This window comes from Streptomyces turgidiscabies Car8, from assembly GCF_000331005.1.
In the GTDB taxonomy this organism is placed as follows: Bacteria; Actinomycetota; Actinomycetes; order Streptomycetales; family Streptomycetaceae; genus Streptomyces; species Streptomyces turgidiscabies.
The window spans coordinates 14,642-29,224 of sequence record NZ_AEJB01000242.1; the positions used below are offsets into that span (position 1 = coordinate 14,642).

The window sequence follows — 14,583 nt, forward strand, 5'->3', positions numbered from 1 at the left end:
TCCGGAGGAGGGTCAGTAGCCCCGCTGGCTCGCGTAGAACACCAGCCGGTACTTGCCGATCTGCACCTCGTCACCGTTAGACAGGTCGACCTGGTCGATCCGCTCGCGGTTGACGTACGTGCCGTTGAGGCTGCCCACATCAGCGACCGTGAACATGCCGTCCTGGCCGCGACGGAACTCCACATGCCGACGCGACACGGTCACGTCGTCCAGGAAGATGTCACTCTGCGGATGACGCCCGGCCGTGGTCAGCTCGCCGTCCAGGAGGAATCGGCTGCCCGAGTTCGGACCACGACGCACCACCAGGAGCGCCGACCCGAGCGGCAGAGCGTCCACCGCGGCCTGCGCCTCGGGCGAGAGCATCGGCATCTGCGTCTGACCGGTGACCTCGGCGTCGTACGCCTCGATGCCGGAGATCGAGATCGTGGACGTCGTCTCCGACGGGCGCTCGGGGGTCACCCCGGCCCGCAGTGGCGCACCACAGTTGGAACAGAAGCGGCTGTTCTCCGCGTTGCGGTTACCGCACCTCGTACACACCAGGGCCGACATCGACGGATCCTCCTGCCGCGGCTGCCCCGCCGGGGCATTGGACGCATACGGACCGGAGGAAAACTCTCCACCCGTACCTGAGGTTGAGGGTTCCCCGAAACCTATGCGCCCGGACTGGGCAGGGTCAACAGAAGGCGCGCCCTGACCTCCCGGAACGTCACCGCCCGGACCGCCGACCTGGTCCCGGAACAACGGACGCTGACCGTCCGCGTCGGGCTGTGCGCGATGGCGGGCGGTCGCGTTGTCGCTGTTGCCCTCTCGCGCGCTCTTGCCGAACAACTTCGCAAACAACTTCACGGGCGATTCCCCTTGACCGAAACAGACCCGCCCGTGGGGCAGGACGAACCCTGACTGCACCTACCGGTCGACCCGGACATCCTCACAACGTCCGCCGCCACCTGACAGTTTCCACCACGCACCACCCATTCGGTGCGCCGACCCCCCGCAACCTCATGCCCTCCGCGGACAACCCCCATGCACCCCCGGTTCACTCGGAGGACGACCGAGCGTAGTCAGGCTGCTTCGCGGCTCGCAAGGCGTCCACGACGATCTTGGCCGCCCGCTCCACGGTAGCGGTGGCCTGCTCCTTCTCCAGGGTCTGCACCACACCTCCGGGGATGTTGAGCGCCGGCTCGAGGTCCTGCGGCTTCCCGATGACCTTGAAACGATAGGGAGCGTCGATCTTGTTCCCGTCGACACTCACTCCCCCGCCGTCCTCGTCCGCCAGAAAGGTCCCCGCGACGACCCGTACACCGTTCACCTGGATCGCCTCGGCACCGGCGGCACGCAACTCCTGGATCGCGTCGAGCAGCATGTCGGCTTCGACCGTTCCCTTCGTGTCCTCGATGGTCAGCGTGATCCCGGGCCCCTGCGCGGCCACCGTGCCCGCGAGGATGCCCAGTTGCCGTTCCTTCTCAACCGTCTGCTTACGGGCCTCCTCAGCTTGGTCCGAGCTGTTCTCCAACTCGGTCCGCTGATCTTCGAGACCTTGCTTCTCGTCCTCAAGACGCTGCGTACGGTCATCCAGTTCATCGAGGATGCGTACGAGATCTTCCTGACGCGCCCCACGCAGCGCACCGTCGCTGTCACTGGTGGACGCGACCTGCACCGCAAGCCCGAATCCGAGCCCGAACAGCAACAGGGCGACGATCAGTTGCGCCCGGGTCACCCGTGGCGGCCACAGCCCCTTCACCAGCCGCTGACGGCCGGTCAGGGGCGGGTCGGCCTCCTCGTCGGCCACCGCGTCCACGGTGTGCGCGTCCGGAGCGTCCGCAGGAGTGGCAGAGATCTCCTCGGGCAGTTCCTCGCGCAATCGCCGCTCGCCCGCCTCTGGATGCTTGTCGCCCGCGTCGCTCTTGGCGTTCTTGTCGTTGTCACTCATCGGCGTCAGGCCCGGAACACGTGCCGACGGATCGCCGCGGCATTCGAGAAGATACGGATGCCGAGGACGACGACGACACCGGTGGACAACTGGGCGCCCACGCCCAGCTTGTCGCCCAGGAAGACGATCAGCGCGGCCACGACGACGTTCGACAGGAACGACACGACGAAGACCTTGTCGACGAAGATGCCGTCGAGCATGGCCCGCAGACCGCCGAACACGGCGTCCAGGGCCGCGACGACGGCGATGGGTAGGTAAGGCTCGACAACCGCCGGCACCTCGGGCCGGACCAACAACCCAGCCACGACGCCCACGACGAGGCCCAGTACCGCGATCACGATGTGCCCTTCTCTGTTCTCGGCTGTGCTGTACGTACGATCACGCTCGGTGCGGCGGGCAGCCGGAGGTCGCTCTCCACGGAGATGCCGGTCCGGATGTCGAAGTTCTCCTGCAGCGCGTGCAGATACAGTCCGTCGGCGCTGTCCTGGAACCTGGTGCTCAACCGCTTGCCGTCCCCCACCGCGAGCACCGTGTACGGCGGCACCAGCGGCTTGTTGTCGACCAGTATCGCGTCTCCCGCGGCCCGGATCGCCGACAGCGCGGTCAGCCGTTGCCCGTTGATCGCGATGGCCTCGGCGCCGGACTGCCACAGCCCGTTCACGACCCGCTGCATGTCGCGGTCGCGCACCCGCCCGGTGTCGGAGAATCCGGAGGTCTCCCGGGCGTCCCCGCCGGCACCGGTGCTCGCTTCCTTCGCGTCGTCCACGACGAGCTTGACACCCGGCCCGTGCACCTCGGTCGCACCCGACAGGATGCCCACCAGGTCGGCCTGTTCGCTGCCGCCCTCCGACTTCAGCGCCGCACGCTGCCGCGCGCTCACGTTGTCGCGCAGTTGGTCGACCGCTTTTTCCAGCTTGTCGGCCGCCTCGGTCTCGCGGTCGATGCGGTCGATCAGCTCCTCGCGCTCCTTGGCGACACCGGGCGCCGCTATCCGTGCTTGAGCCGCCCCCACGGTCACCACGAGAGCGGCCAGCACCAGGCCGGCGGCAAGGCCGAGCTTCGCCCTCAGCGGCCTCGCCAGACCGGAGTCACCGGCGGCTTTCCGGCGCGCGGCAGCCTCGGCATATCCCTCGTCGAGGCTGTGGTCCATGACGTTGGTGAGCAGCGACATGGACGCGTCCGGACGGGAACGACTCGTGGGGATGCTCCGAACGGGGGGCTGCTGCGGCATGCCGCACATCGTCCCACGTCGCGACCAGTGCCTCCGAACGGCCCCACCGACGCGCCGGACAGGCCCCATTGGGGATTCTGTCCGGCACGCGCGCGTGTACGTCGATTCAGCGACCGGCGCCGTCCACCACGGCGGACCACTCGTCGAGCAGCGCCTGGGCGGAAGCGTCGTCGGGCCCTTCGGCCCACAGATGCGTGACGGCCTCCGCCGGGTCGGGCAGCACCATCACCCAGCGTCCGTCGGTCTCGACCACCCGCACGCCGTCAGTGGTGTCGACGAACCGCTCTCCGGCCTCCTCCACAACCCGCCGCATGACAAGTCCCTTGACGGCCCACGGAGTCGCCAGATCCCGTTTCAGGACGTGTGCCCGCGGAATCCTGGCATCGATCTGGCTGAGCGTGAGCTGCGTCCGCGCAACCAGTCCGATAAGCCGTACGAAGGCCGCCGAGCCGTCGAACACGCTACTGAACTCGGGCACGATGAACCCGCCGCGCCCGTCTCCACCGAAGATGGTCGACTCATCACGCCCGACCCGGGTGAGATCGTCGGGCGAGGTGGTGGTCCACTCCACCTGCGTGCCGTGATAGGCGGCGACCTGCTCGGCGATGCGTGTGGTCGTCACCGGCAACGCCACCCGCCCACTGCGGCGTTCGGCGGCCACCAGGTCGAGCATGACGAGCAGAGCGCGGTCATCCTCGATGATCCGTCCCTTCTCGTCGACGAGTGAAAGCCGCTCACCCACCGGATCGAAACGAACGCCGAACGCGGCGCGTGCCGACGCCACGATCTCTCCGAGCCGCACCATCCCGGACCGCCGGGTTTCGGCGGACTCCGTCGGCCTGGACTCGTCGAGTCCGGGATTGATGGTCAGCGAATCCACTCCGAGTTTCCCGAGCAGACTGGGCAGCACCAGTCCCGCACTGCCGTTGGACGCGTCGACGACAACCTTGAGCCCCGCCTCGGCGATGCCGGTCGTATCCACATTCCGCAGCAACGACCCGGTGTACGAGTCGAAGACACTGGCCGGGAAGTGCAGGTCCCCGATCTCCCCCGGGAACGCCCGCCGGTACTCCTGCCGCGCGAACACCCGGTCCAGCTTCCGCTGACTTGCCTGCGAGAGGTCGGCCCCCTGTCCGTCGAAGAACATGATGTCGACAGAATCGGGCACCCCGGGCGTCGTCCGGATCATGATCCCGCCGGCACTCCCCCGAGCGGTCTGCTGCCGCGCCACCGGCAGCGGTACGTTCTCCAGGTCTCGTACGTCGATGGCGCTGGTCTGCAAGGCGGAGATGACCGCCCGCTTCAGCGCGCGAGCACCGCGGGAGTGGTCGCGGGCAGTGGTGACGGTGGAGCCCTTTTTCAAGGTGGTCGCATAGGCGCCGGCCAGCCGCACCGCCAATTCTGGCGTGATCTCCACGTTCAGGATTCCGGACACCCCACGGGCGCCGAAGAGATGCGCCTGCCCTCTCGACTCCCAGATCACCGAGGTGTTGACGAAGGCGCCGGCCTCGATCGTCTTGAACGGGTAAACGCGCACGTTCCCCTGAATGATCGATTCTTCACCGACGAGACACTCGTCGCCGATGACCGCTCCGTCCTCGATCCGCGCCGCGCGCATGATGTCGGTGTTCTTCCCGACCACGCAGCCGCGCAGATTGCTGTGCTGACCGATGTACACGTTGTCGTGCACCACCGCCCGGTGCAGGAACGCTCCGCTCTTCACGACGACGTTCGAGCCGACAACGGTGTGTTCGCGGATTTCCACACCGGCTTCGACCTTGGCGTAGTCCCCGATGTAGAGAGGCCCGCGGAGCACGGCATCGGGATGTACCTCGGCCCCCTCGGCGACCCACACACCGGGTGAGATCTCGAATCCGTCGAGTTCGACGTCGACCTTGCCCTCAAGGACATCGGCCTGCGCCTTCACATAGCTCTCGTGCGTACCGACGTCTTCCCAGTACCCCTCGGCGATGTAGCCGTAGACCAGCCGCCCTTCCTTCATCAGCTGAGGAAAGACATCGCCGGACCAGTCGACGGAGGTATCGGCCTCGACGTAGTCGAAGACCTCGGGCTCCATGACGTAGATGCCCGTGTTCACGGTGTCGGAGAAGACCTGCCCCCAGGTCGGCTTCTCGAGGAATCGCTCGACCTTGCCTTCCTCGTCGACGATGGTGATGCCGAATTCCAGTGGATTCGGCACTCTCGTCAAGCAGACAGTGACGAGCGCACCTTTTTCCTTGTGGAAATTGATGAGCTCGGTGAGGTCGAAGTCGGTCAGGGCATCACCGGAGATGACGAGGAAAGTATCGTCCTTCAACGCGTCTTCGGCGTTCTTGACGCTTCCGGCAGTACCGAGTGGCTTCTCCTCATTGGCATAGGTGAGCTCCATCCCGAGCTCTTCGCCGTCACCGAAGTAGTTCTTGACGAGCGATGCCAGGAACTGGACAGTAACGACTGTCTCGTTGAGCCCATGCCTTTTGAGCAGCCGCAGCACATGCTCCATGATCGGCCGGTTGGCCACCGGCAGGAGCGGCTTGGGCATGCTTGAGGTCATTGGGCGAAGGCGTGTGCCTTCGCCTCCGGCCATCACGACGGCCTTCATGTCGGAAGCGTCCTCCTTGAAGAAACGGTCTAGCCGACTTCACCCGTCCTGATTGTCCCGCACATTTACGACGCGGGCCATCGAGCCACTACGTCGCCCAACCGGCGAGCTCAATCGGCCATGGCGTCCGCTCGGACCAGCCGGCGGACTTGTACCACGTAGAGGACTCCTGCCCACCAGTACAGGGTTGTACCCCATCCTGCGAACGCCCATCCGAAAATTGCAGCGAGTGACGAGATCCATCCACTTCCGTCACTGAGCAGAAGTAGCGGGAAGGCGTACATCAAGTTGAAGGTAGCCGCCTTCCCCAGGAAGTTCACCTGCGGCGGCGGGTACCCATGACGCCTGAGGATGCCCACCATCACCAGCAGAACCAGCTCTCGCGCCAGCAGTGCAGCGGTCAACCAGATTGGCAGAATCTCGCGCCAGGTGAGCCCGACCAGAGTCGACAGAATGTAGAGCCTGTCGGCTGCGGGATCGAGGAGCCGGCCAAGACTGCTGATCTGGTTCCAGCGCCTCGCGAGCTTGCCGTCCAGATAGTCACTGATCCCGCTGAGCATCAGCACCAGGAGTGCCCAGCCGTCGCTCTTCGGACCACCGAACTCAGGCCGCAGGATCAGCCAGAGGAACACAGGGACGCCGACAAGCCGCGCCATGCTGAGGATGTTCGGGATGGTGAGGACCCGGTCTGTCTGGACGCGGGTCTCCTGGACCTCCACCCGGGGGCCTCCTGTGGGAAATGAGCCGATGACGATGCCCCCTGACCTTACCTCAACGCAAAAAAGCTCCGGCTCTCGGGCGGTACGCCCAAGAGCCGGAGCTTTAAAAGGAGTTCGGCGGTGTCCTACTCTCCCACAGGGTCCCCCCTGCAGTACCATCGGCGCTGTGAGGCTTAGCTTCCGGGTTCGGAATGTAACCGGGCGTTTCCCTCACGCTATGACCACCGAAACACGGTGAAACACATGTCAACCGCACCACCCGTGACCTTGGGCGGGGTTGTTCGTGGTTTCAGAACCAACACAGTGGACGCGAGCAACTGAGGACAAGCCCTCGGCCTATTAGTACCAGTCACCTCCACCCGTTACCGGGCTTCCAGATCTGGCCTATCAACCCAGTCGTCTACTGGGAGCCTTACCCCATCTAGTGGGTGGGAACACTCATCTCGAAGCAGGCTTCCCGCTTAGATGCTTTCAGCGGTTATCCCTCCCGAACGTAGCCAACCAGCCATGCCCTTGGCAGGACAACTGGCACACCAGAGGTTCGTCCGTCCCGGTCCTCTCGTACTAGGGACAGCCCTTCTCAATGTTCCTGCGCGCGCAGCGGATAGGGACCGAACTGTCTCACGACGTTCTAAACCCAGCTCGCGTACCGCTTTAATGGGCGAACAGCCCAACCCTTGGGACCGACTCCAGCCCCAGGATGCGACGAGCCGACATCGAGGTGCCAAACCATCCCGTCGATATGGACTCTTGGGGAAGATCAGCCTGTTATCCCCGGGGTACCTTTTATCCGTTGAGCGACGGCGCTTCCACAAGCCACCGCCGGATCACTAGTCCCGACTTTCGTCCCTGCTCGACCCGTCGGTCTCACAGTCAAGCTCCCTTGTGCACTTACACTCAACACCTGATTGCCAACCAGGCTGAGGGAACCTTTGGGCGCCTCCGTTACTCTTTAGGAGGCAACCGCCCCAGTTAAACTACCCATCAGACACTGTCCCTGATCCGGATCACGGACCCAGGTTAGACATCCAGCACGACCAGACTGGTATTTCAACGACGACTCCACAGACACTGGCGTGCCCACTTCACAGTCTCCCAGCTATCCTACACAAGCCGAACCGAACACCAATATCAAACTATAGTAAAGGTCCCGGGGTCTTTCCGTCCTGCTGCGCGAAACGAGCATCTTTACTCGTAGTGCAATTTCACCGGGCCTATGGTTGAGACAGTCGAGAAGTCGTTACGCCATTCGTGCAGGTCGGAACTTACCCGACAAGGAATTTCGCTACCTTAGGATGGTTATAGTTACCACCGCCGTTTACTGGCGCTTAAGTTCTCAGCTTCGCCAAGACGAATCTTGACTAACCGGTCCCCTTAACGTTCCAGCACCGGGCAGGCGTCAGTCCGTATACATCGCCTTACGGCTTCGCACGGACCTGTGTTTTTAGTAAACAGTCGCTTCTCGCTGGTCTCTGCGGCCACCCCCAGCTCGGAGAGTAAATCTCCTCACCAGTGATGGCCCCCCTTCTCCCGAAGTTACGGGGGCATTTTGCCGAGTTCCTTAACCATAGTTCACCCGAACGCCTCGGTATTCTCTACCTGACCACCTGAGTCGGTTTAGGGTACGGGCCGCCATGAAACTCGCTAGAGGCTTTTCTCGACAGCATAGGATCATCCACTTCACCACAATCGGCTCGGCATCAGGTCTCAGACTATGTGAATGGCGGATTTGCCTACCATTCGTCCTACACCCTTACCCCGGGACAACCACCGCCCGGGATGGACTACCTTCCTGCGTCACCCCATCACTCACCTACTGCAGGTCTGGTCCGTCGGCTCCACCACTCCCCCTTGCCCGAAGGCTCCGGGGCGGCTTCACGGACTTAGCATCGCCTGGTTCAATGTTTGACGCTTCACAGCGGGTACCGGAATATCAACCGGTTATCCATCGACTACGCCTGTCGGCCTCGCCTTAGGTCCCGACTTACCCTGGGCAGATCAGCTTGACCCAGGAACCCTTAGTCAATCGGCGCACACGTTTCCCACGTGTGTATCGCTACTCATGCCTGCATTCTCACTCGTGAACCGTCCACCACTAGCTTCCGCTGCAGCTTCACCCGGCACACGACGCTCCCCTACCCATCCACACAGGCGTTGGCCCTATTGTGTGAATGACACGACTTCGGCGGTACGCTTGAGCCCCGCTACATTGTCGGCGCGGAATCACTAGACCAGTGAGCTATTACGCACTCTTTCAAGGGTGGCTGCTTCTAAGCCAACCTCCTGGTTGTCTGTGCGACTCCACATCCTTTCCCACTTAGCGTACGCTTAGGGGCCTTAGTCGATGCTCTGGGCTGTTTCCCTCTCGACCATGGAGCTTATCCCCCACAGTCTCACTGCCGTGCTCTCACTTACCGGCATTCGGAGTTTGGCTAAGGTCAGTAACCCGGTAGGGCCCATCGCCTATCCAGTGCTCTACCTCCGGCAAGAAACACACGACGCTGCACCTAAATGCATTTCGGGGAGAACCAGCTATCACGGAGTTTGATTGGCCTTTCACCCCTAACCACAGGTCATCCCCCAGGTTTTCAACCCTGGTGGGTTCGGTCCTCCACGAAGTCTTACCTCCGCTTCAACCTGCCCATGGCTAGATCACTCCGCTTCGGGTCTTGAGCGCGCTACTGAATCGCCCTATTCGGACTCGCTTTCGCTACGGCTTCCCCACACGGGTTAACCTCGCAACACACCGCAAACTCGCAGGCTCATTCTTCAAAAGGCACGCAGTCACGACCCACCAAGCAAAGCTTGATGAGCGACGCTCCCACGGCTTGTAGGCACACGGTTTCAGGTACTATTTCACTCCGCTCCCGCGGTACTTTTCACCATTCCCTCACGGTACTATCCGCTATCGGTCACCAGGGAATATTTAGGCTTAACGGGTGGTCCCGCCAGATTCACACGGGATTTCTCGGGCCCCGTGCTACTTGGGTGTCTCTCAAACGAGCCGTTGATGTTTCGACTACGGGGGTCTTACCCTCTACGCCGGACCTTTCGCATGTCCTTCGCCTACATCAACGGTTTCTGACTCGCCTCACAGCCGGCAGACTGTGAAAGAGAGATCCCACAACCCCGCATACGCAACCCCTGCCGGGTCTCACACGTATACGGTTTGGCCTCATCCGGTTTCGCTCGCCACTACTCCCGGAATCACGGTTGTTTTCTCTTCCTGCGGGTACTGAGATGTTTCACTTCCCCGCGTTCCCTCCACACACCCTATGTGTTCAGATGTGGGTGACAGCCCATGACGACTGCCGGGTTTCCCCATTCGGAAACCCCCGGATCAAAGCCTGGTTGACGACTCCCCGGGGACTATCGTGGCCTCCCACGTCCTTCATCGGTTCCTGGTGCCAAGGCATCCACCGTGCGCCCTTAAAAACTTGGCCACAGATGCTCGCGTCCACTGTGCAGTTCTCAAACAACGACCAACCACCCACCACCCCACCCCTACAGGGCGAGTTCACTGGGGCCGGCACTGAAGACACAACCTCACGGCCATACCCTCAGACACCCAACAGCGTGCCCGACCCGGTCCCGCCCGGAGATCATGCTTTCCACACCCTCTTGCGAGAGCAGTACTAACAGCCTCCGACCCGTGAACCCGGCCGAATAATCAACGTTCCACCCATGAGCAACCACCGTCGAACGTATGCCGACGTAATGGCCCTGGACCACCAAGCTTGCTTGGCGGCCTAGATGCTCCTTAGAAAGGAGGTGATCCAGCCGCACCTTCCGGTACGGCTACCTTGTTACGACTTCGTCCCAATCGCCAGTCCCACCTTCGACAGCTCCCTCCCCGTGAGGGGTTGGGCCACCGGCTTCGGGTGTTACCGACTTTCGTGACGTGACGGGCGGTGTGTACAAGGCCCGGGAACGTATTCACCGCAGCAATGCTGATCTGCGATTACTAGCAACTCCGACTTCATGGGGTCGAGTTGCAGACCCCAATCCGAACTGAGACCGGCTTTTTGAGATTCGCTCCGCCTCACGGCATCGCAGCTCATTGTACCGGCCATTGTAGCACGTGTGCAGCCCAAGACATAAGGGGCATGATGACTTGACGTCGTCCCCACCTTCCTCCGAGTTGACCCCGGCAGTCTCCTGTGAGTCCCCATCACCCCGAAGGGCATGCTGGCAACACAGAACAAGGGTTGCGCTCGTTGCGGGACTTAACCCAACATCTCACGACACGAGCTGACGACAGCCATGCACCACCTGTACACCGACCACAAGGGGGCACCCATCTCTGGATGTTTCCGGTGTATGTCAAGCCTTGGTAAGGTTCTTCGCGTTGCGTCGAATTAAGCCACATGCTCCGCTGCTTGTGCGGGCCCCCGTCAATTCCTTTGAGTTTTAGCCTTGCGGCCGTACTCCCCAGGCGGGGAACTTAATGCGTTAGCTGCGGCACCGACGACGTGGAATGTCGCCAACACCTAGTTCCCACCGTTTACGGCGTGGACTACCAGGGTATCTAATCCTGTTCGCTCCCCACGCTTTCGCTCCTCAGCGTCAGTAATGGCCCAGAGATCCGCCTTCGCCACCGGTGTTCCTCCTGATATCTGCGCATTTCACCGCTACACCAGGAATTCCGATCTCCCCTACCACACTCTAGTCTGCCCGTATCGAATGCAGACCCGGGGTTAAGCCCCGGGCTTTCACATCCGACGCGACAGACCGCCTACGAGCTCTTTACGCCCAATAATTCCGGACAACGCTTGCGCCCTACGTATTACCGCGGCTGCTGGCACGTAGTTAGCCGGCGCTTCTTCTGCAGGTACCGTCACTTTCGCTTCTTCCCTGCTGAAAGAGGTTTACAACCCGAAGGCCGTCATCCCTCACGCGGCGTCGCTGCATCAGGCTTTCGCCCATTGTGCAATATTCCCCACTGCTGCCTCCCGTAGGAGTCTGGGCCGTGTCTCAGTCCCAGTGTGGCCGGTCGCCCTCTCAGGCCGGCTACCCGTCGTCGCCTTGGTGAGCCACTACCTCACCAACAAGCTGATAGGCCGCGGGCTCATCCTGCACCGCCGGAGCTTTTAACCCACCCCCATGCGAGGGAAGGTATTATCCGGTATTAGACCCCGTTTCCAGGGCTTGTCCCAGAGTGCAGGGCAGATTGCCCACGTGTTACTCACCCGTTCGCCACTAATCCACCCCGAAAGGCTTCATCGTTCGACTTGCATGTGTTAAGCACGCCGCCAGCGTTCGTCCTGAGCCAGGATCAAACTCTCCGTGAATGTTCACTCGGCCAGTAAATTAATACAGCCGGTGCACACACACGAGAGCGGAACAGTCAAGCGGAATAAGCCCGACCGTTCACAGCGTCCTCGCTGTGTTTGTGTTACTTCAAAGGAACCTCGCCCCGACCGAATGGCCGAGAACGGGGTATCAACAAATCTGGCGTTGATTTTTGGCACGCTGTTGAGTTCTCAAGGAACGGACGCTTCCTTCGTACTCACCCGAGAAACTCTCTCAGGCTTTCCTCCGGGCTTCCCTTCGGTGTTCCAAACTCTATCAGCGTTTTTCCGTCTCCCTGACCACCGTTCAGCAGGCATGCAGAACGAGATCCTGGAGGGGATCTGACAAGTTGGATGCTGCCAGGCGAGGACATTTGATCTCGTCACTCGGCCTCAAGCAGGAGTACGACAGTACACGGGCGTTCGGAGCAGGCGCAAATCGATTCCGCAGGGTGCCAGGGGCGCCAACCGACGTCTCTCGCACGGAACCGGCACTTCATATGACATACGCTGCTCAACAGTGTGCCGTCCGGCACAGGCAGCGACGGCCCGTAATGAATCTCCACCCCCGGGAGGCTTCCCTTGACCAGCGTGACGTCCCCTCTAGCAGGGCGTGCCATCGGACTGGCCGCAGTGCCGGATCCGGTCTTCTCCGGCGCCATGGTCGGCCCCGGCACCGCGATCGACCCCGTGCGTGAGCCCTCGGAGGCCGTCGCCCCCGTGGCCGGAGTCATCGTCTCGCTCCACCCGCACGCCTTCGTGGTCGTCGACGAGGAAGGACACGGTGTACTCACTCACCTCGGTATCGACACCGTGCAGCTCAATGGCGAGGGCTTCGAGTTGCTCGTCAACAAGGGTGACACCGTGACGCGTGGTCAGAGCGTGGTGCGTTGGAACCCGGCCGCCGTGGAAGCCGCGGGCAAGTCCCCGGTGTGCCCGATCGTGGCGCTCGAAGCCTCGGCCGATTCTCTCTCCGGTCTCATCGAAGACGGCGCCGTGAAGGCCGGAGACACCCTCTTCGGTTGGCAGTGACGTCAACGCCGTTCTATTACGGCGAGCAGGAAAACCACCGCGGTGGCGGGGCCCGCCGCACTATCGGAGACGGTGAGATGGAGACAACGCTGCGAGGCGTCGGCGTGAGCCACGGGGTGGCGATCGGCGAGGTTCGACACATGGGGACGGCGGTACTCGAACCGCCGGCCAAGCAGATTCCGGCGGAGGATGCCGAACGCGAACAAGGGCGTGCGCGCCAGGCCGTGGACGCTGTCGCCGCGGACCTCAATGCGCGCGGGAATCTGGCGGGCGGTGAAGCCCAGGCGGTGCTCGAGGCGCAGGCCATGATGGCTCAGGACCCCGAGCTGATGGCGGACGTGGACCGGCGTATCGCGGTCGGTAGTACGGCCGAGCGAGGTGTGTACGACGCGTTCGCCGCCTACCGCGCTCTGCTGGCGGGTGCCGGCGAGTACCTGGCCGGTCGCGTGGCCGACCTGGACGACGTGCGGAATCGTATCGTCGCCCGGCTGCTCGGGGTTCCCATGCCCGGTGTCCCCGACAGTGACGAGCCGTACGTCCTTATTGCTCGTGATCTCGCTCCCGCCGACACCGCACTGCTGGACCCGACTCTGGTCCTCGGGTTCGTCACCGAGGAGGGCGGGCCGACCAGCCACAGCGCGATCCTGGCGAGGGCCCTGGGAGTTCCCGCAGTGGTCGCACTGCCCGGTGCGGGTGAGCTTGCCGAGGGCACCGTGATCGCGGTGGACGGCAGCACGGGTGAGATCTTCGTGGAACCCGGTGAGGAACGGAAAGCGCAGCTGCGGGCGGCGGCGGCCCAGCGCAAGGCGGCGCTTGCGGCCTCCACCGGGCCGGGCTCCACCTCCGACGGTCATATGGTGCCGCTGCTGGCGAATGTCGGTGGGCCCGCGGACGTGCCGGCTGCCATCGAGGCCGGGGCCGAGGGTGTCGGTCTCTTCCGTACCGAGTTCCTTTTCCTGGATGACAGCAAGAACGCGCCGTCCGAGGCGAAGCAGGTCGAGGCGTACCGGCAGGTTCTTGAGGCGTTTCCCGAGGGGCGCGTCGTCGTGCGCGTGCTCGACGCGGGTGCGGACAAGCCACTGGACTTTCTGACACCGGCCGACGAGCCGAATCCGGCTCTCGGTGTGCGTGGTCTTCGGACCCTGCTCGATCACCCCGATGTACTGCAGACGCAGCTGACGGCGCTCGCCAAAGCCGCGGAGGGGTTGCCTGTCTACCTCGAGGTCATGGCTCCCATGGTCGCGGACCGCGCTGACGCCAAGGCGTTCGCGGACGCGTGCCGTGCGGCGGGGCTGCGGGCGAAGTTCGGTGCCATGGTGGAGATCCCGTCCGCCGCTCTGCGGGCGCGCTCGATCCTGCAGGAGGTCGAGTTCCTGTCCCTGGGGACGAACGACCTCGCGCAGTACACCTTTGCCGCTGACCGTCAGGTGGGTGCGGTTTCTCGTCTGCAGGATCCCTGGCAGCCCGCCCTGCTCGACCTGGTCGCGCTGTCCGCCGAGGCGGCCAGGGCCGAGGGCAAGAGCTGTGGTGTCTGTGGTGAGGCAGCGGCGGATCCGTTGCTCGCGTGTGTGCTGATCGGTCTGGGCGTCACCTCTCTCTCCATGGGTGCGGCTTCGATTCCGTATGTGCGGGCGTCGCTGGCCAAGTACACGCTGGCTCAGTGTGAGCGGGCCGCCGCGGCGGCCCGCGCTGTGGACAGCGCCGACGAGGCTCGCGACGCCGCTCAGGCGGTGCTGTCCGGCGAGTAGCTGGCCGGTCGTGCAGACCGTTCGCCGGGC

The 14,583-nt window shown here is 63.2% G+C and carries 8 protein-coding genes and 3 rRNA genes; 2 read left to right on the plus strand and 9 right to left on the minus strand.

Translation table 11 applies throughout. The annotated features are described in order from the left end of the window. Positions 1-12: 12 nt before the first annotated feature. The 9 genes from STRTUCAR8_RS55655 to STRTUCAR8_RS15970 form a co-directional block, all read right to left on the minus strand. Entirely contained in the window at positions 13-906 is an 894-nt protein-coding gene (locus STRTUCAR8_RS55655; protein WP_407705498.1) for an FHA domain-containing protein, read from the minus strand. Positions 907-1,036: 130 nt separating this feature from the next. Continuing rightward, positions 1,037-1,930, minus strand: coding sequence for a DUF881 domain-containing protein (locus tag STRTUCAR8_RS15935; protein ID WP_006376817.1), 894 nt, complete (start codon positions 1,928-1,930; stop codon positions 1,037-1,039). Between the two features lie 5 nt (positions 1,931-1,935). Next, positions 1,936-2,268 (minus strand): small basic family protein, encoded by a 333-nt coding sequence (locus STRTUCAR8_RS15940; protein ID WP_006376801.1) that lies wholly within the window; start codon positions 2,266-2,268, stop codon positions 1,936-1,938. Continuing rightward, the gene (locus STRTUCAR8_RS15945) at positions 2,265-3,101 is read right to left on the minus strand and encodes a DUF881 domain-containing protein (RefSeq protein WP_006376814.1); all 837 of its coding nucleotides are present in this window, start codon (positions 3,099-3,101) and stop codon (positions 2,265-2,267) included. The genes STRTUCAR8_RS15940 and STRTUCAR8_RS15945 overlap by 4 nt, the downstream gene beginning before the upstream one ends. Before the next feature lie 166 nt (positions 3,102-3,267). Then, a complete protein-coding gene (locus STRTUCAR8_RS15950) occupies positions 3,268-5,763 on the minus strand; it encodes a mannose-1-phosphate guanyltransferase (RefSeq protein WP_006376805.1) in 2,496 nt (831 codons plus the stop codon). Positions 5,764-5,873: 110 nt separating this feature from the next. Continuing rightward, positions 5,874-6,482, minus strand: coding sequence for a cardiolipin synthase ClsA (gene clsA / locus STRTUCAR8_RS15955; protein WP_006376800.1), 609 nt, complete (start codon positions 6,480-6,482; stop codon positions 5,874-5,876). Between the two features lie 112 nt (positions 6,483-6,594). After that, positions 6,595-6,711, minus strand: a 5S ribosomal RNA gene (rrf, locus tag STRTUCAR8_RS15960). Positions 6,712-6,801: 90 nt separating this feature from the next. Next, a 23S ribosomal RNA gene (locus STRTUCAR8_RS15965) occupies positions 6,802-9,925 on the minus strand. Positions 9,926-10,246: 321 nt separating this feature from the next. Then, a 16S ribosomal RNA gene (locus STRTUCAR8_RS15970) occupies positions 10,247-11,773 on the minus strand. The 16S, 23S and 5S rRNA genes sit together here, the layout of an rRNA operon. A gap of 582 nt (positions 11,774-12,355) precedes the next feature. Here STRTUCAR8_RS15970 and STRTUCAR8_RS15975 point away from each other — a divergent pair. Together STRTUCAR8_RS15975 and ptsP are read left to right on the plus strand one after the other, a co-directional pair. Continuing rightward, a complete protein-coding gene (locus STRTUCAR8_RS15975) occupies positions 12,356-12,805 on the plus strand; it encodes a PTS sugar transporter subunit IIA (RefSeq protein WP_006376816.1) in 450 nt (149 codons plus the stop codon). Between the two features lie 77 nt (positions 12,806-12,882). Beyond that, positions 12,883-14,553 (plus strand): phosphoenolpyruvate--protein phosphotransferase, encoded by a 1,671-nt coding sequence (gene ptsP, locus STRTUCAR8_RS15980; RefSeq protein ID WP_044472290.1) that lies wholly within the window; start codon positions 12,883-12,885, stop codon positions 14,551-14,553. Positions 14,554-14,583: the final 30 nt, after the last annotated feature.

What these genes read in the sequence shown, in the direction of transcription:
- STRTUCAR8_RS15935 (WP_006376817.1), bottom strand. Translation starts at nt 1,930, where the DNA reads ATGAGTGACAACGACAAGAACGCCAAGAGCGACGCGGGCGACAAGCAT.
- STRTUCAR8_RS15945 (WP_006376814.1), bottom strand. Translation starts at nt 3,101, where the DNA reads ATGTCGCTGCTCACCAACGTCATGGACCACAGCCTCGACGAGGGATAT.
- STRTUCAR8_RS15950 (WP_006376805.1), bottom strand. Translation starts at nt 5,763, where the DNA reads ATGAAGGCCGTCGTGATGGCCGGAGGCGAAGGCACACGCCTTCGCCCA.
- ptsP (WP_044472290.1), top strand. Translation starts at nt 12,883, where the DNA reads ATGGAGACAACGCTGCGAGGCGTCGGCGTGAGCCACGGGGTGGCGATC.